Here is an 18288-nt window from a genome sequence, read left to right as displayed (position 1 = left end):
GGCCGGTCCAACGCGGCTTTGGCGAGGCGGGTCCCTAGCCGAAGGTCCAGTCGAGGAACATCATCACCGCGAGGCCCAGCATCAGCGCGAAGGTGGCAATTCCCTCCTGCTTGTCGCGGTGGGTCTCGGGGATGATCTCGCTCGACACCACCCAGATCATCGCGCCCCCCGCGAAGCCGAGGCCCCAGGGCAGGAGTTCGCTCGACACCGAGATGGCGCTGATCCCGATGAACCCACCGAGGGGCTCGATCAGCCCGGTCAGCACCGCGATGAAGAAGGAATAAGCGCGGCCATAGCCGACCGCGGCGAGGCTGAGCGCCACCGCAAGGCCCTCGGGGATGTTCTGGAGACCGATCCCGAAAGCGGTCGCATAGCCCGCGGTCTGGTCGGGGCTGCCGAAGCTGACCCCGACCGCGAGGCCTTCGGGAAAATTGTGGAGCGAGATGGCGATCACGAACAGCCAGATGCGCGCGAGCTTGCTCTTCTCGGCGCCGCTCATCGGCCCCGAGATGAAATGCTCGTGCGGGGCATAGCGGTTGACGATGTGGAGCGTCGTCGCACCGAGCAGGACCGCGGCGGCGACGATGGCGGCGGCGACGGTCTTGCTGCCGCCGTGCAGTTCGCCCGCCGCCTCGAGGCCCGGGATGATCAGCGAAAAAAAGCTCGCCGCGAGCATGATCCCCGCGGAGAAGCCGAGAAAGGCGTTCTCGGTGCGCTTGCTGATCGAGCGCATGAAGAAGACCGGAAGCGCGCCGAGCGTGGTCGCCTGGCCCGCGAGGAAGCTGCCGAGCGTGCCGGTGGCGATGAGGTCGAGGCTCATGCGCGAAGCTCGAGGCGGAGGTCGAGCGCCATGGCTTCGCCGGGGTCCAGGACCCGCATCCCGAGCTCGGCCCAGCGTTCCTCGGGCTCATTGAGGGCCGCATTGGCGTGGGTGACCGGCTCGGCCACGAAGATGCCGCCGGTCGCTGGCGAATAGAGCTGGAAGAAGCGGGCCTCGGGGCTCGAAAGACGAAGCGGCGCGGGCCAGGCGGGGTCGGTCATCAGCGCTTCCCCGCTCCACCCGCCGAATCCATGGTCGAGCCCGAGCCCGCAGACGGCGCGGTCGGCAAGGTCGAAGCGGCCGGTGGCGGGGACCTCGGCGACCGGCAGGACATGCTCGTCGATCTCGAAGGCGGTGGCGACCCCGGTCCGCAGGCGGGTCTCGGCGCCGCAGGGAAAATAGGGGTGCTGGCCAAGGCCGCAGGGCATGGGGCTGTCGCTGGTGTTGCGGCACTCGAGCCTGAGCGAGAAACCGGCCGGGTCGAGCGTGACGTGCTGCATGGCCTCGTAGGACCAGGGCCATTCGCCGGTGGGGTGGACGAAACGGAGGGTGGCCTCGGTCTCGCTTGCGCTTTCGACGGTCCATTCCCCGAGCCAGCCCTGTCCGTGGAGCGGCGAGATGTCGCCGGCCATGTTGGCCGCGATCCGCACCTCGCGGCCGCGGAAGGTGAAGCGGCCGCCGCGGATCCGGTTCACATAGGGGACCAAGGGGAAGCTCGCCTGGTCGAGAACGGTTCGCGCGTCACTGTGGCTTTCGCGCAAGAGCGGGATGCGGCGCTTGCCCTCGACCCAGGTGAAACGGGTGATTGACCCGCCGATCGAAGGGCTTAGCTCCAGCTCGAGGGGGCCGGCGCGAAGCATGAGGGAAGCGGTCGGGAGCATCATATGAACTCGGCATAAGCGCTGTGTTCAGTGGTCGGCAACTGATCTGGGGATAAGTAGGGGAAATGAGGTTGCGTCGCTTGGCGCGCGGCGCGAAACAGCCCCGTCTGGGGAGGGATGGTACCCATGCGCACGCGAGTGAAGGATTTCATCGACGTCGGCGACTATACGTCGCTCGATCGCCTGATCACCACGCTGACCGCGATCCGCGACAGCCTGCCGGAAACGGCCGAACCGGAAATCAAGATGCGCGGCGATGACGTGTTCGGGCGCCGCCTGTCGATCAGCTACTGGCGCGAGCTGACCGTCGAGGAGCAGGCCGCCGACGCCAAGTATAGCGGCGCGGTGGCCGAGGCCGGCGAAGAGCTGGCCACGCTCGCCGCGAAGCTCGACGACGTGCCGTTCGAGCAACGGGCCACGGGCAAGAAGGCGGCCTGAGCAAGTTTCTCCCCTCCCCACCGCATGGCGGGGGGAGGTCGCCTCACCATTCCGCGAAGCTGCCGTCGTGCTGGCGCCAGATGGGGTTGCGCCAGCGATGGCCATCCTTCGCCACCTCGCGCACCGCGGCCTCGTCGATCGTGATCCCGAGGCCGGGCTTTTCCGGGATGGCGAGATAGCCGTCGACCGGGGTCAGCACCTCGGGATCGGTGATGAAGTTCAACAGGTCGTGGCCCACGTTATAGTGGATCCCGAGGCTCATTTCCTGGATCGCGACATTGGGGGCATTGGCGGCGAGCTGGAGGCAGGCGGCGAGCGCCAGCGGGCCGAGCGGGCAGTGCGGCGCAACCGCGACGTCAAAGGCCTCGGCCATGGCCGCGATCCGGCGGCACTCGCTGAGCCCCCCGGCGTGGCTGAGGTCGGGCTGGATGATGTCGACCGCGCCCGTCTGGAAGAAGGTCTTGAAGTCCCAGCGGCTGTAGAGCCGCTCGCCGAGCGCGATCGGGGTCGAGACGAGATTGGCGATGTCGGCGAGGCCCTCGTGGTTCTCGGAGAGCAACGGCTCCTCGATGAACAGGAGGCCCAGGGGCTCGAGCACCTTGGCGAGCTGTTTCGCCATCGCCCGGTGGACCCGGCCGTGGAAGTCGAGGCCGACGTCCATGCCCGCTGCCTGCGCCGCCTTCACCCGCTCGATCACCTCGTCGAACAGGCGCGGCGTGCCGATCCAGTCGAGCTCGGCGGTGGCGTTCATCTTGACCGCCGAGAAGCCCTGGTCCTTGCGGGCCCGGGCGGCATCGGCGATCTCGTGCGGGCGGTCGCCGCCGATCCAGGCATAGGCCCGGATCCGGTCGCGGACGCGGCCGCCCATCAACTCCCAGGCGGGGACGCCGAGCGCCTTGCCCTTCAAGTCCCACAGGGCCTGGTCGAGCCCGGACAGGGCGCTCATCAGCACCGGGCCGCCGCGGTAGAAGCCGCCGCGATAGGCGATCTGCCAGATGTCCTCGATGCGCCGCGCGTCATGCCCGAGGAAGCGGTCGCGGAGCGCCTCGAAGGCCCCGTTCACCGCCTCGGCATGACCCTCGAGGCTGGCCTCTCCCCAGCCGAAGGCGCCGTCGACCGTCTCGACCCGGACGAACAGCCAGCGCGGCGGGACGAGGAAGGTCTCGATCCGCCCGATCTTGAGTTCGGGGCAGCCGGTCATGCGGCCTCCGGCGTCTGCTGGTCCTGGTTGCCGAGCGCGAGGCCCTTGTCCTGCGTCTCCTTGCGCTCGCCCGGCGGGGTGGTGAGCGGCGGCCAGACGCCCTGGTGCAGCGGCTTGACCGGCACCGCGAGGCAGACCGAGGAGGCCGGCAACACGTCGCGCCAGTCGCGGATCAGCTGCTTGTAGGCCTTGCCGACGTTGCGGATCTTGCGGTCCAGGTCGAACAGGCCGAGCGGATTGACGTTGCCGTTCTGCTCGCGAAGCGCGGTGTCCCAGTCGACCTGGTCGGTGAGGCTGTACCAGGTGAAGCCGACGGTGGGGATGCCGACGTTGCGCAGCCTGAGGACGTTGGCCCATTCCTTCCACAGCCACTGGACCGATTCCTGGCCCGTCGGACCTTCGCGCAAATTGGTCTCGGTGTGCATGATCGGGAGCCGGTAGCGGTTGTGATACTGCCGGGTGATCTCGCAATAGCCGAATACCTCGCCGCTGGCCTCGGTCCGGCCGTCGGCATGGACCCGGTGCTCGTTGGTCCAGTAATAGTCGTTGCCGAGGATGCAGTGCTGCTTGAGGCGGTTGCCGAGGAAGAAGTGATATTCCTCCCGGGTCATCCCGTTATCCATCAGATATTCGTACATCTCGCTGTCGACCCGGCGGCCGTAGTTGAGATCGAGGCTGAGGAATCGGCGGCTGTTGAGGACCTCGGCCGGGCCGATCGCGGCCGGGCTGTCGGCGTGGAAATATTCGGATGATTCCGATTGGATGAAGATGGCGTCGGGGCGGCGCTTCAGGATCTCGGTCATCGCCAGCACATTGGCTTTGACGATGTGCTTCAATGCGGTGACGAAGGAGCGGTCGGTCCGCTCCTGCTCGTTCCACCAGCCATATTTGGCGCTGAAGGCGGCGCAGATGAACATCTCGTTCACCGGCGTGTAGAGCTGGATCCATGGATAGCGCTCGGCGAAATCGGCGGCGTAATTGGCGAAATGCTGGCTGAAATCGGGGTTCTGGAAATTGCCGATCCAGTCGGGGACACCGAAGTGGCAGAGGTCGACGATCGGGGTGATGTCGCGGCGCTTGAGGTCATTGAGGGTGAGGTCGGCGAACTCCCAGTCATATTTGCCGGGACCGAGGAAGGTCTTGTGGAGCGGCGGGCCGAAGCGGAGATACTGGATCCCGATGTCCTCGACGCAGTCGAAATCCTCCTGCCACCGGCGGTAATGGTCCGACGCCTCCATCTGGTCGACGCGGGTCTTGCCGCCGTTGATGGTCGGGATGCTGTTCTCGATCCCGGTGGCGAACATGAAATTGGCGATGATTGCCTCCTTCGGGCAGCTTGGCGTCGGTTGGGTCGGTCAGCCCGCGAAGGGCAGATCGGCGATCCCGGTCACTCCCGGTGAACACATAAAGAGCCCGCCCGCGGTTGGTTGCGCGGCGAGGTCCTTTTCTTCGAGTCCGATCCGGGCCGAGGTGATGAACAGGCGGTCGAGCGCGGGACCGCCGAAGGTGCAGCTGGTCGGGCGCTGGACCGGCAGGCGGAGCTCGGCGAGGCGCTCGCCGTCGGGCGACAGGCGGCGCAGGCACCAGCCGTCCCAGAAGGCGATCCACAGGCAGCCCTCGGAATCGACCGTCATTCCGTCGGGATAGCCCTCGCCTTCGCCAAACCGCGCCAGTTCGCGGCGGTGGATGGGGGTGCCGTCGGGCATCAGGTCGTAGCGCCAGGTCACCTGGAGCGCGCTGTCGTTGGCATACATGATCCGGCCGTCGGGGCTGAAGGCGGGACCGTTGGTGACCCGGAAGCCGTCGTCGACCCGGGTGCAGATGAGGTTGCGGTCGATCCGGTAGAAGGCGCCGCTTGCCTGTTCTTCCTCGTCGTCCATGGTGCCCGCGAAGAGGCGCCCGGCGCGGTCGACCTTGGCGTCGTTGAAGCGGTTGGTCTCGCGGTCCTCCTCGGGGTCGAACAGAAGCTCGAACCGCTCGCGGGCGAGGTCGACCGCCGCGATGCCATGGTCGGTGCCGGCGATATGCCCGCCCGAGGCGCGCGGAATGAGGCTGCCGAGCCGATAGGGGGTCGGATATTCCTCGAGCCTCTGTCCCTCGCGCCAGCGGAAGACCCGGCGCCCCTTGATGTCCACGAAGGTCAAGGCAGCGTCGGCAGGGTCCCACTGGGGCCCCTCGCCAAGCAAGGCCTGGACGTCGGCTACGCAGGTCAGGTCCATGGGATACGCAAAATAACGGCTGGGCGGAAAGAGAGAAGGGACACAAGTCGCGCTTCGTCGCTTTTCTGAGGCTATGGATGCGGGCATGTGGGATGAAGGCTTCATCGCGGTCGACTGGGGGACCACCAATCGCCGCGCCTGGCGGATCGACGGGGACCGGGTCATGGGCGAGTTCGCCGACGACCTCGGGTTCACCAGCGTGCCCGCGGGCGGTTTCCCGGCCGCGGTCGCAGGCATTCGTGCCCGCCTCGGCGATCTTCCCCTGCTGATGTCCGGGATGGTCGGCGCGCGCGGCGGCTGGGTGCCGGCGCCCTATCTCCCCTGCCCGCTCGACCTCGACACGCTGGTCGCGGGACTGGTCCGGCTCGAGGACGAGCGCGCCTTCATCGTGCCCGGCGCCTCCTATGAAGAGGGGAAGCGCGCCGACGTCCTCCGCGGCGAGGAGACGCAATTCTTCGGCGCCGTCGCGGCCGGGCTGTGCGGCACCGACGCGCTCATCTGCCATCCCGGCACCCACAACAAATGGGCCTTGCTCGAAGGCGGCCGCCTGACCCGCTTCCGCACCGTGATGACGGGCGAGATGTTCAACCTTCTCAAGCACGGCAGCCTGCTCAAGGCCTGGCTCGAGACCGAGGCCACCCCCGGCGCACCCTTTGCCGAGGGCGTGGCGCAAGGCTGGGAGGGCCGCGCGCTGACCGCCGACCTGTTCACCGTGCGGGCCCGCGTGCTGCTCGGCAGCCTGCAGGAATATGAGGTCGCGAGCTTCGTTTCCGGGCTGCTGATCGGCGCGGACCTGCGCACCGGCCTGTCCGACCTGCCGCAAGGCGAGGTGGTGGTGATGGGCCGCGGCGCGCTGACCCGCTTGTTCTCGGCCGCCTTGACCCAGGTCGGGCGGCCCAACCGCGAAGTCGATGGCGAGGAGGCTTTCCTTGCCGGCGCGCGGGCCATCACGGAGCGACTGTCATGAGCGCCGAAGAGGATTTTGCCCAGTATCTCGGCCAGTGCCCGCTGGTGGCGATTATCCGCGGGGTCACTCCCGAAGAAGCGGTCGCGGTCGGCAAGGCCTTGCTGGCCGCGGGGATCGCGATCATCGAAGTCCCGCTCAATAGCCCGCAACCGTTCGAAAGCATCGACCGGCTGGCGAAGGCGCTCGGCGACCGCGCGCTGGTCGGCGCCGGGACCGTGCTCGACCCATTGAGCGTCGCGCGGGTCAAGGATGCGGGCGGGCGGCTGGTCGTCGCGCCCAACACCAATGCACAGGTAATCGCGGCGGCGGTGCAGGCCGGGATGGTCGCGGCGCCCGGCTATTTCACTCCGACCGAGGCCTTCGTCGCGCTCGACGCAGGGGCGCAGGCACTGAAGCTGTTCCCGGCCGAGGGCGCCTCGCCGGCGGTGCTCAAGGCGCAGCGCGCGGTGCTTCCCAGGCAAGTGCCGGTGCTGGTGGTCGGCGGGGTCCAGCCCGACACGATGACGCCGTGGCTGGAGGCCGGGGCCAATGGCTTCGGGCTGGGGTCGGGCCTCTACGTTCCCGGGCGCAGCGCCGACGAGGTCGAGGCCCGCGCGAGGGCCTATGTCGCGGGGCTGGCCAAGTGACCCCGATCCGAATTGCGATCATCGGCTTCGGCAAGATCGCCGAGGACCAGCACCAGCCCGCGATCCTCGGAAATCCCCGCTTCGCGCTGGCCGGAAGCAGCAGCCGGCAGGGCAAGGGACCCGAGCCCGCATTCACCGACTGGCACGCGCTGCTCGACACGGTCGAGGGGCTCGAGGCGGCGGCGATCACCACCCCGCCCGCTCCGCGGTTCGAGATCGCCCGCTTATGCATCTCGCGCGGCCTTCACCTGCTGCTCGAAAAGCCGCCCTGCGCGACGCTGGGCGAGATCGAGGAATTGCGGCGGCTGGCAGCGGCGAAGGGCACCACGCTCTTCACCACCTGGCACGCGCAGCATAATGCGGGCGTCGCGGCGGCGAAGAAATTGCTCGCCGGGCAGCGCATCAGGTCGATGCACATCACCTGGCACGAGGACGTCCACAAGTGGCATCCGGGTCAGCAATGGGTGTTCGAGCCGGGCGGCTTCGGCGTGTTCGATCCCGGCATCAATGCCTTCTCGGTCGCCACCGCGATCCTGCCGGGACCTCTGTTCGTATCGGAAGGCACGCTGTCCTTCCCCGTCAATGCGCAGACGCCGATCGCGGCGGAATTGCGCTTCACCAGTCCGGCGGCGGATGGCCCGCTCTCGGCCAGCCTCGACTGGCGCAAGACCGACGGCGAGGAATGGACGATCCGGATCGAGACGGGCGACGGCCAGAGGCTTGACCTCATCGAAGGCGGCGCCCGGCTGTTTCTCAATGGGGACGAGGTGCCGGGCTCGAGCATCGGCGAATATCCCGATCTTTACAGAACCTTCGCCGACCTCATCGATCGGCGCGCGAGCCTCGTCGATGTCGAGCCGCTCCGGCTGGTGGCGGACAGCCTGCTGGTCGCGCGGCGCGAAACGGTCGAGGCGGTGACGGTCTAGCCGCCGCGGCGATGGATGACCCGTCCCTGCTGACCTTCACGGTCGAAGCCCGCGAGGAGGGCGAGGCGATCCTCCTCGCGGTCTCGCCGAGCGACGGGAGCCCGGTGCGCTCCTACCGGATCGACGGTCCCGGGCCCGAGGCGTTCCTCGCCTTTTTCGACGCGCTGCACGCCGATTTCGGAACGCGCCCGCCCCACCGCACCGACCCGATCGAGCACTATCCAGCGCCGCCCTGGCGCCCCCTGATCAGCGACAATCTTAGCCCGCGAATCCTGTCGGGTTATGGCGATCCCGCCGTGTTCAGGACCGCGGACGGCTGGTGGCTGGTGGCGACCTCCAACGATGCGCCCGACGCCTTCCCGATCCTGCAGAGCACCGATCTTCTCCACTGGTCCTTGCGCGGCTTCGTGTTCGAGCAGGGGAAGACCCCAGACTGGACCGCTTCCGGCCGCCATGTCGGGGATTTCTGGGCGCCTGAGATCGCCCGCGTGGGCGGCGAATATTGGCTGAGCTACACCGCGCGCGCCGCCGACCGGACGCTCTCGATCGGGCTTGCTCGGGCGGCGCATCCGGCGGGTCCGTGGCATGACAATGGCGCGCCCCTCCTCACCGGCGCGATGATCGACAGCCATGTCCATGTCGAACCCGACGGCACCCCGTGGCTTATTTGGAAGAAGGACAGCAACAGCCTCTGGCCGCGGCCGCTGGCAGGGCTGCTGCGTGCGCGGCCGGAGCTCATCGCCCGCCTGTTCGAGAGCGAGGAGGACCGGCGCACGGCCGCCTTCTGCGCGGCCGTCCAGCCCTTCGCCAACACCCGCCGCCCGATGGAGCGCTTCTTCCTGATGCAGCCGCTGATCCGGGCGGCGCTGGCGCGCTGGCGGCACGTGCGCGCGGCGCTGCACGCCAGCGGGGTCGCCGACGAGATCGTCGCGCATATGGAAACCCCGATCCTCGCGCAGGCGCTCAGCGCGGACGGACGCGCGCTGGTGGGCGAGCGGCACCAGCTGCTCGCCAACGATCTCGACTGGGAAGGCCATCTGGTCGAGGGCCCGTTCCTCACCCGCCAGGAGGGGCGCTATTTCCTGTTCTACGCGGGCAACGATTTCACGTCCCCGAGCTACGGGATCGGCTATGCCGTCGCCGACCGGATCACGGGGCCCTATCGCAAGGCCGCCGAACCTTTGCTCCGCTCGCATCCCGACTGGTCGGCGCCGGGCCATGCCTCGGTCTCGGTCGGGACCGATGGCGCGCCGCGGCTCTTCTTCCACGCCTTCCATCCCGGGACCGGCGGCTACAATGTCTTTCGCGCCCTGCTGAGCGTGGGCCTGCGCTTTCGCGGCGAGACCGTCGAACTGGTGCCCTAGGCGTTGAGCGCGGCAATCGCCTGCGCGAACAGGCCCGGGGTCGCGGCGGCGACGATCGCGCCGGCCTCGAGGTCGTCGCCGCCCTGCCAGTTGCCGACCACGCCGCCAGCCCCGCGCACCACCGGAACCAGCGCCGCCCAGTCGTGACGGTGAAGCTTGTTTTCGATCACGAGGTCGAGATGACCGGCCGCGAGCCGCGCGTAGGCGAGCGCATCGTAGCCGTAGCGCGCGAGGCGGACCGAGCGGCGGACCCGGGTGAACGCCTCATACTCCCCGCCCTCGAACAGATAGGGATCGGTGCTCGACAGGCGCGCGGCGGCGAGATCGTCGCAGGCGGAGGTCCGGACCGGCCGGCCATCGAGCATCGTGGCGCCGGGCAAACCGACCAGCAATTCGCCGAGCGCGGGGGCGTCGATGAAGCCCGCCACCGGCTGACCATCCTCCATCAGCGCGACGAGCGTGGTCCAGCTCGGCAGGCCGCAGATCAGCGCGCGGGTGCCGTCGATCGGGTCGAGCAGCCAGCGGCGGCGGGCGTCGGCGCGCACCAGGCCATATTCCTCGCCCTCGATCCCGTCGTCGGGAAAGGCCTCTTCGATCGCGGCGCGGAGCGCGCGCTCGGCCGCGCGGTCGAGCTCGGTGACGGGATCGTAAGCCCCCGCCCCTGCCTTGTTGTCCGCCGCCGGCACCGCGCGGCCGACGGTGACGGCGCGGGCGATTGCGGAGAGGTGCTCGAGGAAGGGATGCAAGTCGGTCATCGCCATTGTCATTGCCGAGGCGTCCGAACGAGGCAATGGCTGCGCGCGCCGCGACGGATTCGCGACCCGCGCAACGACGACTCTTGAACAAATTGCGCGGAGCCGGATTGTTACGGCGCAGGACCGGCCGCGAGGCGCAGGGAGAAATGGGAATGGCGTCACGGGCAAGGGAGCGGGTGCTGGTTGCAGGAGGGGCCGGATTCATCGGCTCAAACCTGTGCGAGCGGCTGCTCGGTGATGGCGCCGAAGTGGTGGTGCTCGACAATTTCCAGACCGGCCGGCCCGAGAATCTCGACCATTTGCGCGGGTCTCCGCGGCTGGATTGCATCGCGCATGACGTGACCGAGCCGCTGCCGGCAGCGATTACCGGACGGTCGTTCTCGCACATCTACAACCTCGCCTGCCCGGCCTCGCCGCCCGCCTACCAGGCCGATCCCGAGCATACGCTGCTGACCTGCGTGCTCGGCAGCCGCAACCTCCTGCGCCTCGCCGAAGCGCAGCGCGCGCGCTATCTCCTGAGCTCGACGAGCGAGGTCTATGGCGATCCCGAGGTCCATCCGCAGCGCGAGGATTATCGCGGCTGGGTCAGCTGCACCGGCCCGCGTGCCTGTTACGACGAGGGCAAGCGCGCGGCCGAGACGCTGGCGTTCGATTTCGACCGCATGGGCCGCGCGGAGGTGCGCGTGGTGCGGATCTTCAACACCTATGGCCCGCGCATGGACCCCGAGGACGGTCGCGTGGTCAGCAACGTCATCTGCCAGGCGCTGACCGGCCAGCCGATCACCATCTATGGCGACGGCAGCCAGACCCGCAGCTTCTGTCATGTCGACGATCTCGTCGAGGGGCTGGTGCGGATGATGGCCTATGAGGGGCTGCAGCCCGGTCCGGTCAATCTCGGCAATCCGAACGAGCTCACGGTGTCCGATCTCGTCGAGCGCGTGCTGCGGCTGACCCGTTCGGGCAGCCCGGTGACCGCGCTGCCCCTGCCGCAGGACGATCCACGTCGCCGCAAGCCCGATATCGCGCGGGCCCGCGCCCTGCTCGGCTGGGCGCCGCGCGTCGGGCTCGAGGAAGGGCTGAAGGCGACCATCCCCTATTTCGCCGCCGAGCTCGGCCGCGAATCCCCGGCCTTCCGCTTCGGTTCGGGGCTGGCGCCGCGCGAAGTGCTCGCCGCCGAATAAGCCGCGCTACCCGGCCTCGCGCACCCGCAGGGTCGCCAGCGCGGCGAGCCCCATGACGCCCGCGGCAAAGGCCATGGTCCAGATCGGCTGGTCGGGGAAAAAGGCCTTCATGATCGAGCCCATCACCGTCGCCACCAGCAGCTGCGGCACGACGATGAAGATGTTGAACAGCCCCATGTAGGTGCCAAGCTTGGCCTGCGGCAGGCTGCTCGCGAGGATGGCATAGGGCATGGCCAGGATCGAGGCCCAGGCGATGCCGACCCCGATCTCGGCGATCAGCAGGTGCTGCGGATCCTTGAAGAAGAAGAAGCTCGCATAGCCGAGCGCGCCGGCAGCGAGGCAGATGGCATGGGTCCGCGCCTTGCCGATGCGGTTGGCGAGCGCCGGCAGCAAGGCCAGCGCCGCGATCGCGGCGACGCCATTGTAGACCGCGAACAGCACGCCGACCCAATTGCCCGCTTCCTGATAGGCCGGGCTCGCCGCGTCGGACGCGCCGAAGAAGTTCTGCGCGACCACGGGCGTGGTGTTGATCCACATGATGAACAGCGCCGACCAGCTGAAGAACTGGACCAAAGCGAGCTGCTTCATGACGGTGGGCATGCCCGAAAAGTCGCCGACGATGCTGCCGAGCATATTGGCTGGCCGGCCCTGCTTGGCGAAGGCGATGGCGATGGCCGAGAGCAGCCCGTAACCGATCAGAAGCGCACCGAGCAGATAGACTTCCTTCTCGAGGCCAAGCTCGGCGACCGCGACGATCACCACGCCGCCGGCGACGGCCCACAGGAGGCTCGAGAGATAGTTTCGGGCAGCGAGCGCGCGCATCGTCTCGCCCTCGCCTTCGAGCGTTTCCTCGCCGAAGCTGCGCATCTCCGCGGGGCTGTATTCGCGCGTCGTGAGGACGGTCCACATCACCGCCGCGAACAGCGCCGCGCCCCCGGCCCAGAAGCTCCAGCGCACCGTGTCGGGGATGTTGCCGGTGGCGGCGACGTTGCTGACGCCCCAATGTTCGAGAAGGTAAGGGAAGAGCGATCCCATGACCGCGCCCGCGCCGATGAAGGCGGTCTGCACCGCATAGCCGGCGGTGTGCTGGTCCTTGCGCAGCTGGTCGCCGACAAAGGCGCGGAACGGCTCCATCGAGATGTTGAGGCTGGCGTCGAGCGTCCACAGCAGGAGCGCCGCCATCAGCAGCACGTGCGACAGCGGCATCAGCAGCAGCGACAAGGCGGCGAGCAGCGCGCCGGCGACGAAATAGGGCCGGCGGCGACCGAACCGGCCGAGCCAGGTGCGATCGCTCATGAAGCCGATGATCGGCTGGACGAGGAGGCCGGTCAGCGGCGCCGCGATCCACAAGGCGGGAAGATCATCAAGGCTTGCGCCCAGCGACTGGAAGACCCGGCTCATGTTCGCGTTCTGGAGCGCGAAGCCGATCTGGATTCCGAAGAAGCCGAACGAGATGTTCCACAATCCCGCCCAGCCTTGGCGCGGCTTCTCGAGCCGGCCGGTAACCTGATCCATGCTGACGCTCCTCCTGCGCTGACGAAAGCAGGATATTCCCGCCGGAACAATCCTTTGTGCGCCGCAGCAGAATAGGTATTCACAGGTGACACCGCTGGTCCCTATGACCACAAGTGAACGATCACATGGGGGAGTGTAGAATGGCCGTTGCCGCACCGAGCGCCTCGACAGAGGCCACCAGCCAGGACGGCGTCGACGCGCCCGAACTGCGCTATTTCGTCTTCGCGCTGTTCTTCATCTTCGGCGGCATCACCAGCCTCAACGACGTCATCCTGCCCAAGCTGAAAGAGCTGTTCACGCTCAATTACACGCAGGCGATGCTGGTGCAGTTCTGCTTCTTCACCGCCTATCTGGTGATCGGCATTCCCGGCGCGCAGCTGGTCAAGCGGATCGGCTACATGCGCGGGGCGATGACCGGCCTGCTCGTGATGATGGCCGGCTGCCTGCTCTTCATTCCGGCATCGAGCACCGCGACCTACGGCCTGTTCCTGTTCGCCTTGTTCATCCTCGCGAGCGGCGTCGTCGTCGTGCAGGTCGTCGCCAATCCGCTGATCAGCATGCTCGGGCCGCAAAAGACGGTGCACAGCCGGCTGACCTTCGCGCAGGCGTTCAACAGCCTCGGCACGACCGTCTTCCCGATCGTCGGCTCGGCGCTGATCCTTGGCAGTCTTGCCAATGTCGATGCGAGCAAGCTGACCGGCGCCGCGCTCGACAGCTATCGCGCGGCCGAGACCAGCGCGATCGTCCACACCTATATCGGCCTTGCGGTCGCGCTGCTGGTGATCGCGGGTGCGGTCTATCTGTTCCGCAATCGCCTGCACGGCGAGCATCACGAGCACAGCTCGCCGTTGGCCGGCTTCTCGCTCCTGCGCCGCAAGCGCTTCGGCTGGGGCGCGCTGTGTATCTTCCTCTACGTCGGCGCCGAAGTGTCGATCGGCTCGCTGATCGTCAGCTACCTCCAGCAGAAGCACGTCCTCGGCCTTACCGAGCGCGGCGCGGGCGACATGATCTTCATGTACTGGGGCGGCGCGATGATCGGCCGCTTCATCGGCTCGGCGCTGCTTCGCGTGATCAACCCCGGCGCGCTGCTGGCGATGGTTGCCGCGGGCGCGATCGCGCTGATCCTCATCTCGACCAACACCACCGGCGCGGTCGCGGCCTACAGCCTGCTCGCGATCGGCCTGATGAACTCGATCATGTTCCCGACCATCTTCAGCCTCGCCTGCGAGAAGCTGGGGGCGCGCGCGGCGGACGGTTCGGGGATCATCAACATCGCCATCTTCGGCGGGGCGGTGGTGCCGCTGCTGACCGGCATGCTGGCCGACACCAGCGGACGGCTCGGCATCGCGCTGCTGCTTCCAGCGGCCTGCTATGCGGTGATCGCGGCCTATGGGCTCTATGCCCGCCGGCCGGCCTCAGACCAGGCTTGAGCCGCGCACCTTTAGGGTAACGGGAAGGAGGGTCGCGACGGTGTCGCGGCCCTCGATCCGTCCGATCAGGGCCTCGACCAGCGCGACACCGGCGGCGCGGGCATCCTGGGCCACGGTGGTCAGCGGCGGGCTCGAATAGCCGGCGGCGGAAAGATCGTCGAAGCCGACCACCGCCACATCCTGCGGCACCCGCCGCCCCTTCTCCTGCAGCGCCTTGATCGCACCGATGGCTGCGAGGTCCGAGGCGGCGAAGATCGCGTCATAGGGCACTCGGCGCTGCTCGAGCGCGATCACCGCCGCGCGGCCCTCTTCCTCGCTCGGGCCGGCATCGACACGCAGGCCGTCGAGCACGCTGAGGCTAGCCTCGTCATGCGCGCGGACATAGCCCGCATAGCGATCGAGGAATTCGGGATAGGCCTCGCTCGCGGTGCCGACGAAGGCGATGTGGCGGCGGCCCGAGCCGAGCAGGTGGCGGGTTGCCTCGAAGCCCCCGCCTTCATTGTCCGAGCCGACCACCGCGCCGAACTCGCCCGCGCGCGGATTGCCCCAGCAGACGAAATGCGCGCCGCGCCGGACCAACTGCTCGAGCCGCGGCCGGTAGAGCGTGTAGTCGCCATAGCCGAGGAGGATGATGCCGTCGGCCTTGCGGCTGTCCTCATAGTCGACGTGCCAGTCGTCGGAGAGCTGCTGGAAGCTGATCAGCAGGTCGTAGCCGTGCGTGGCGCAGGTCCGCACCATCGATCCGACCATGCTGAGGTAGAAGGGATTGATCAGCGTCTCGTCGGGCGTCGGGTCCTCGAAGAACAGCAAGGCGAGCGTGCGGCTCTGCTGCCGGCGGAGTCCGCTGGCATTCTTGTCGACCTTGTAATGGAGCTGCTCGGCGGCCGCGAGGACTCGCGCCCGGGTCTCCGCGCTGACGGCGGGATTCCCGGACAAGGCTCGGCTGACCGTCGGCTGCGAGACCCCCGCCAAAGCCGCGATATCGAACGATGTCGGCCGCCGCTGCGTCATTACGGCCACAGTGTAACGCCCTGAATACGTATGTATACCCGTCCCTTATCCTGTTCCTCGCCGAAATGACTGGTAGGTTTCGGCTGCGTGACATGGCGCTTGTGTGGGGTCCCCCAGCGCCGCTCACCAGGAGGGGTGACAATCAACATGACAGCTTCGAATTTTACGAGCCGCCTTGCGCTTGCCGCGAGCCCGCTGGCGATTGGCCTGGCGCTTCTGGCGACTCCCGCCGCGGCCCAGACGACTCAGCCGTCGGCCGACGCCGAGCAGGCGCAGAAGGACGCCGACCAGGCCGCCGCCGACGCCGCCAAGGCGAAAGCCGAGGCCGATGCCGCGGCCGGCGACACGATCGTCGTCACCGGCTTCCGCCGCAGCCTTGAGAGCGCGGTTCAGACCAAGAAGTATCAGGAGCAGATCGTCGAGTCGGTGTCGGCCGAGGACATCGGCAAGCTGCCCGACAGCTCGATCGGTGAATCGATCGCGCGCCTTCCGGGCATCGCTTCGCAGCGCACCAACGGCCGCGCCAACGTCATCGCCATCCGCGGCTTCGGCCCCGACTTCTCGATGACCCTGCTTAACGGCCGCGAGCAGACCTCGACCAACGACAACCGCGGGGTCGAGTTCGACCAGTATCCGTCGGAAGTCGTCAACCAGGTCGTCGTCTACAAGTCGCCGAGCGCGAGCCTCGTCGGCCAGGGCCTCGTCGGCACCGTCGACATCCGCACCGTCCGTCCGCTCGACGCCAAGAAGCGCGTCTTCGCGATCGGCCTGCGCGGCAGCTATGCCGACCTCGGCAAGCTCAACTCGGACAGCAAGGACACCGGCTACCGCGCCAGCGCGACCTTCATCGACCGCTGGGCCGATGACCGCGTCGGCATCGCGCTTGCCGCCTCCTACGTCGACGAGCCATACCAGACCCAGGAATTCAACGCCTGGGGCTACGCCACCGGCACCATCCCGCCCAGCACCGAGGTGCTCGGCCTGATCGGCGGTTCCAAGTCGTTCGTCACCTCGACCCAGCTCAAGCGCCTCGGCCTCAACGGCACCTTCCAGGCCGAGCTGTCGCCGAACCTGACGCTGACCGCCGACATGTTCTATTCGAACTTCAAGGACGACCAGAGCAAGCGCGGCATCGAGCTTCCGCTCGGCTTCGGCGCCTTCGGCACCACCTTCGACACGGCCACCTTCAAGACCGCCAACGGGACGGTCGTCTCGGGCGTGTTCAACAACGTCCAGGGCGTCATCCGCAACGACGTGTTCGCGAAGAAGGCCGACCTTTATTCGGGCGGGCTCAACCTCGCGTGGAAGAACGACAACGGCTGGCGCGCCAATGCCGATGCGAGCTTCTCGCGGACCGACCGGCGCGAGCTCAGCCTCGAGAGCTATTCGGGCACGGGCTACGGCGTCAGCGGCGGCGCGACGGACACCATCTCGTTCGTCACCGGCAAGACCGGCACCACCTTCAAGCCGACGCTCAACTACAGCGACACCAGCCTCATCAAGCTGACCGATCCGCTCGGCTGGGGCGGTTCGCGCGTGCAGGCGGGCTATTACAATGACCGCATCGTCGAGGACGAGCTGGTCCAGTTCCGCGGCGAGGTCGAGCGCGAGATCAACAGCTTCGTCGACTCGGTGAAGGTCGGCGCCAATTTCACCGACCGCTCGAAGTCGCTGACCCCGGACGAGTTCTTCGTCGGCCTGCCCAACGGCGCGACCGAAGCCAATATCCCGACCAAGTATCTGCTGCGTCCGACCAACCTGTCCTACCTCGGCCTCGGCCCGGTCGTCAGCTACGACCCCCGCGCGCTGATCCGCGACGGCGTGCTGGTGCTCGATCCGAACACCTCGAACGACATCCCGGCCAAGGCCTATGACGTCACCGAGAAGGTCTGGACCGGCTACGTCCAGGCCAATCTCAAGGGCGACATCGGCGCGGCGCAGTTGACCGGCAACGTCGGCGTCCAGGTCATCCACACCGACCAGCGCTCGAGCGGCATCGCGTTCAACAACGGGACCCAGGTCGATGTGTCGCTCGGCGACAAATACTGGCTGGTCCTGCCGAGCCTGAATCTCAACGCCCGCTTCCCGAACGATTTCGTGGTTCGCTTCGCGGCGGCCAAGGAGATCCAGCGCCCGCGCCTCGACCAGATGCGCTCGGCGATCGGCTATGGCGTCGACTTCTCGGGCCCGACCCCGTTCATTTCGGGCAGTGGCGGCAACCCGACGCTGCGTCCCTACCAGGCCAATGCGGTCGACCTGAACCTCGAGAAGTATTTCGGCGGCAAGGGCTACATCGCGGCCCAGTTCTTCTGGAAGGACATCACCAAGTATATCGCCGACGGTCGCGACAACAATTTCGACTACAGCGCCTTCCCGCTGCCGGCGACCGCTCCTCCGGGCATCTCGACCATCGGTCGCCTGAACGCCCCGGTGAACACCAAGGGCGGCAAGATGTACGGCGCCGAAGTCGCCGCCACCCTGCCGTTCGGCCTGATCACCAGCGCGCTCGACGGCTTCGGCCTGACTGGCGGCGTCGGTTACACCAAGACCAAGGTCCGCGACTTCAACGGGAACATCACCCAGATCCCGGGCTATTCGAAGTGGGTCGCCAACGGCACCGCCTTCTTCGAGAAGTGGGGCTTCAATGCCCGCGGCAGCATCCGCTACCGCTCGACCTTCCTCGGTGACTTCACCGGCTTCGGCGGTTCGCCGACCCGCCGCATCGCGCTCGACGAGACGATCGTCGACGGGCAGGTCGGCTACGACTTCGCCGAGGGCAGCACCCTGCGCGGCCTGTCGATCTACCTGCAGGGCCAGAACCTCACCGACGAGCGCTTCGCGTCGGTCAATGCCAACCAGAATCCGACCCAGATCATCGATTACCAGATCTACGGCCGGCGCTTCCTGGCGGGCCTGACCTACAAGTTCTGATCGCGTGACTCAGGACTGGGCGG

General features: G+C 67.7%; 16 protein-coding genes. 8 read left to right on the top strand and 8 right to left on the bottom strand.

Going from position 1 to position 18288, the window contains the following annotated elements:
- Nucleotides 1–34: 34 nt before the first annotated feature.
- Nucleotides 35–820 carry a ZIP family metal transporter gene (locus BS69_RS0100795; RefSeq protein WP_029940089.1) on the bottom strand — a complete coding sequence of 262 codons (786 nt, stop codon included), beginning with the start codon at nt 818–820 and terminating at the stop codon, nt 35–37.
- Nucleotides 817–1704: an aldose 1-epimerase gene (locus BS69_RS0100790; RefSeq protein WP_051676395.1), complete on the bottom strand. Its 888-nt coding sequence runs from the start codon at nt 1702–1704 to the stop codon at nt 817–819. Before BS69_RS0100790 ends, BS69_RS0100795 begins: the two co-directional genes overlap by 4 nt.
- A 123-nt stretch (nt 1705–1827) precedes the next feature.
- On the opposite strand from BS69_RS0100790, the gene BS69_RS0100785 reads away from it, so the two are divergent.
- A complete protein-coding gene (locus tag BS69_RS0100785) occupies nt 1828–2139 on the top strand; it encodes a hypothetical protein (RefSeq protein ID WP_156956780.1) in 312 nt (103 codons plus the stop codon).
- Between the two features lie 43 nt (nt 2140–2182).
- Here BS69_RS0100785 and dgoD read toward each other — a convergent pair whose 3' ends face one another.
- The 3 genes from dgoD to BS69_RS0100770 are packed head-to-tail and all read right to left on the bottom strand — an operon-like array spanning nt 2183 to nt 5559.
- The gene (dgoD, locus tag BS69_RS0100780; RefSeq protein ID WP_029940086.1) at nt 2183–3340 is read right to left on the bottom strand and encodes a galactonate dehydratase; all 1158 of its coding nucleotides are present in this window, start codon (nt 3338–3340) and stop codon (nt 2183–2185) included.
- A complete protein-coding gene (locus tag BS69_RS0100775) occupies nt 3337–4644 on the bottom strand; it encodes a family 1 glycosylhydrolase (protein WP_084184199.1) in 1308 nt (435 codons plus the stop codon). The genes dgoD and BS69_RS0100775 overlap by 4 nt, the downstream gene beginning before the upstream one ends.
- 51 nt (nt 4645–4695) lie before the next feature.
- On the bottom strand, nt 4696–5559 hold the full coding sequence (locus tag BS69_RS0100770; RefSeq protein ID WP_029940084.1) for an SMP-30/gluconolactonase/LRE family protein: 864 nt from the start codon (nt 5557–5559) through the stop codon (nt 4696–4698).
- Nucleotides 5560–5644: 85 nt separating this feature from the next.
- On the opposite strand from BS69_RS0100770, the gene BS69_RS0100765 reads away from it, so the two are divergent.
- From BS69_RS0100765 to BS69_RS0100750, 4 genes are read left to right on the top strand one after another with little or no spacing between them, the layout of a single operon-like run.
- Complete coding sequence (locus BS69_RS0100765; protein WP_051676710.1) at nt 5645–6526, top strand: 2-dehydro-3-deoxygalactonokinase; 882 nt, start codon at nt 5645–5647, stop codon at nt 6524–6526.
- Nucleotides 6523–7152, top strand: a complete 630-nt coding sequence (locus BS69_RS0100760; RefSeq protein WP_029940082.1) for a 2-dehydro-3-deoxy-6-phosphogalactonate aldolase — start codon at nt 6523–6525, stop codon at nt 7150–7152. Before BS69_RS0100765 ends, BS69_RS0100760 begins: the two co-directional genes overlap by 4 nt.
- On the top strand, nt 7149–8078 hold the full coding sequence (locus BS69_RS0100755) for a Gfo/Idh/MocA family protein (RefSeq protein ID WP_029940081.1): 930 nt from the start codon (nt 7149–7151) through the stop codon (nt 8076–8078). Before BS69_RS0100760 ends, BS69_RS0100755 begins: the two co-directional genes overlap by 4 nt.
- Nucleotides 8079–8089: 11 nt before the next feature.
- The gene (locus BS69_RS0100750; RefSeq protein ID WP_051676393.1) at nt 8090–9442 is read left to right on the top strand and encodes a glycoside hydrolase family 43 protein; all 1353 of its coding nucleotides are present in this window, start codon (nt 8090–8092) and stop codon (nt 9440–9442) included.
- Here BS69_RS0100750 and BS69_RS0100745 read toward each other — a convergent pair.
- A complete protein-coding gene (locus BS69_RS0100745) occupies nt 9439–10197 on the bottom strand; it encodes an inositol monophosphatase family protein (protein WP_029940079.1) in 759 nt (252 codons plus the stop codon). The two genes, BS69_RS0100750 and BS69_RS0100745, sit on opposite strands and share 4 nt — an antisense overlap.
- Nucleotides 10198–10343: 146 nt before the next feature.
- Here BS69_RS0100745 and BS69_RS0100740 point away from each other — a divergent pair, with 146 nt between their 5' ends.
- Nucleotides 10344–11378 carry a UDP-glucuronic acid decarboxylase family protein gene (locus BS69_RS0100740; RefSeq protein WP_425423510.1) on the top strand — a complete coding sequence of 345 codons (1035 nt, stop codon included), beginning with the start codon at nt 10344–10346 and terminating at the stop codon, nt 11376–11378.
- Nucleotides 11379–11384: 6 nt separating this feature from the next.
- On the opposite strand, the gene BS69_RS0100735 is transcribed toward BS69_RS0100740, so the two are convergent.
- Nucleotides 11385–12893 (bottom strand): MFS transporter, encoded by a 1509-nt coding sequence (locus tag BS69_RS0100735; protein WP_029940077.1) that lies wholly within the window; start codon nt 12891–12893, stop codon nt 11385–11387.
- A 140-nt stretch (nt 12894–13033) separates the two neighbouring features.
- Between BS69_RS0100735 and BS69_RS0100730 the strand changes: the two genes are divergently transcribed.
- A complete protein-coding gene (locus tag BS69_RS0100730) occupies nt 13034–14323 on the top strand; it encodes a sugar MFS transporter (RefSeq protein ID WP_029940076.1) in 1290 nt (429 codons plus the stop codon).
- Here the strand turns inward: BS69_RS0100730 and BS69_RS0100725 are convergent.
- Nucleotides 14309–15334, bottom strand: a complete 1026-nt coding sequence (locus tag BS69_RS0100725; protein WP_029940075.1) for a LacI family DNA-binding transcriptional regulator — start codon at nt 15332–15334, stop codon at nt 14309–14311. The two genes, BS69_RS0100730 and BS69_RS0100725, sit on opposite strands and share 15 nt — an antisense overlap.
- Nucleotides 15335–15481: 147 nt before the next feature.
- On the opposite strand from BS69_RS0100725, the gene BS69_RS0100720 reads away from it, so the two are divergent.
- Complete coding sequence (locus BS69_RS0100720) at nt 15482–18265, top strand: TonB-dependent receptor (protein WP_029940074.1); 2784 nt, start codon at nt 15482–15484, stop codon at nt 18263–18265.
- Nucleotides 18266–18288 lie beyond the last annotated feature (23 nt).

Source organism: Sphingomonas astaxanthinifaciens DSM 22298 (genome assembly GCF_000711715.1).
Classification (GTDB): Bacteria; Pseudomonadota; Alphaproteobacteria; order Sphingomonadales; family Sphingomonadaceae; genus Sphingomicrobium; species Sphingomicrobium astaxanthinifaciens_A.
This window is presented reverse-complemented; position numbering and strand designations above follow the sequence as displayed.

What these genes read in the sequence shown, in the direction of transcription:
- BS69_RS0100735 (WP_029940077.1), bottom strand. Translation starts at nt 12,893, where the DNA reads ATGGATCAGGTTACCGGCCGGCTCGAGAAGCCGCGCCAAGGCTGGGCG.
- BS69_RS0100785 (WP_156956780.1), top strand. Translation starts at nt 1,828, where the DNA reads ATGCGCACGCGAGTGAAGGATTTCATCGACGTCGGCGACTATACGTCG.
- BS69_RS0100770 (WP_029940084.1), bottom strand. Translation starts at nt 5,559, where the DNA reads ATGGACCTGACCTGCGTAGCCGACGTCCAGGCCTTGCTTGGCGAGGGG.
- BS69_RS0100795 (WP_029940089.1), bottom strand. Translation starts at nt 820, where the DNA reads ATGAGCCTCGACCTCATCGCCACCGGCACGCTCGGCAGCTTCCTCGCG.
- BS69_RS0100725 (WP_029940075.1), bottom strand. Translation starts at nt 15,334, where the DNA reads ATGACGCAGCGGCGGCCGACATCGTTCGATATCGCGGCTTTGGCGGGG.
- BS69_RS0100760 (WP_029940082.1), top strand. Translation starts at nt 6,523, where the DNA reads ATGAGCGCCGAAGAGGATTTTGCCCAGTATCTCGGCCAGTGCCCGCTG.
- BS69_RS0100730 (WP_029940076.1), top strand. Translation starts at nt 13,034, where the DNA reads ATGGCCGTTGCCGCACCGAGCGCCTCGACAGAGGCCACCAGCCAGGAC.
- BS69_RS0100775 (WP_084184199.1), bottom strand. Translation starts at nt 4,644, where the DNA reads ATGTTCGCCACCGGGATCGAGAACAGCATCCCGACCATCAACGGCGGC.
- dgoD (WP_029940086.1), bottom strand. Translation starts at nt 3,340, where the DNA reads ATGACCGGCTGCCCCGAACTCAAGATCGGGCGGATCGAGACCTTCCTC.
- BS69_RS0100740 (WP_425423510.1), top strand. Translation starts at nt 10,344, where the DNA reads ATGGGAATGGCGTCACGGGCAAGGGAGCGGGTGCTGGTTGCAGGAGGG.
- BS69_RS0100745 (WP_029940079.1), bottom strand. Translation starts at nt 10,197, where the DNA reads ATGACCGACTTGCATCCCTTCCTCGAGCACCTCTCCGCAATCGCCCGC.
- BS69_RS0100720 (WP_029940074.1), top strand. Translation starts at nt 15,482, where the DNA reads ATGACAGCTTCGAATTTTACGAGCCGCCTTGCGCTTGCCGCGAGCCCG.
- BS69_RS0100750 (WP_051676393.1), top strand. Translation starts at nt 8,090, where the DNA reads ATGGATGACCCGTCCCTGCTGACCTTCACGGTCGAAGCCCGCGAGGAG.
- BS69_RS0100765 (WP_051676710.1), top strand. Translation starts at nt 5,645, where the DNA reads ATGTGGGATGAAGGCTTCATCGCGGTCGACTGGGGGACCACCAATCGC.
- BS69_RS0100790 (WP_051676395.1), bottom strand. Translation starts at nt 1,704, where the DNA reads ATGATGCTCCCGACCGCTTCCCTCATGCTTCGCGCCGGCCCCCTCGAG.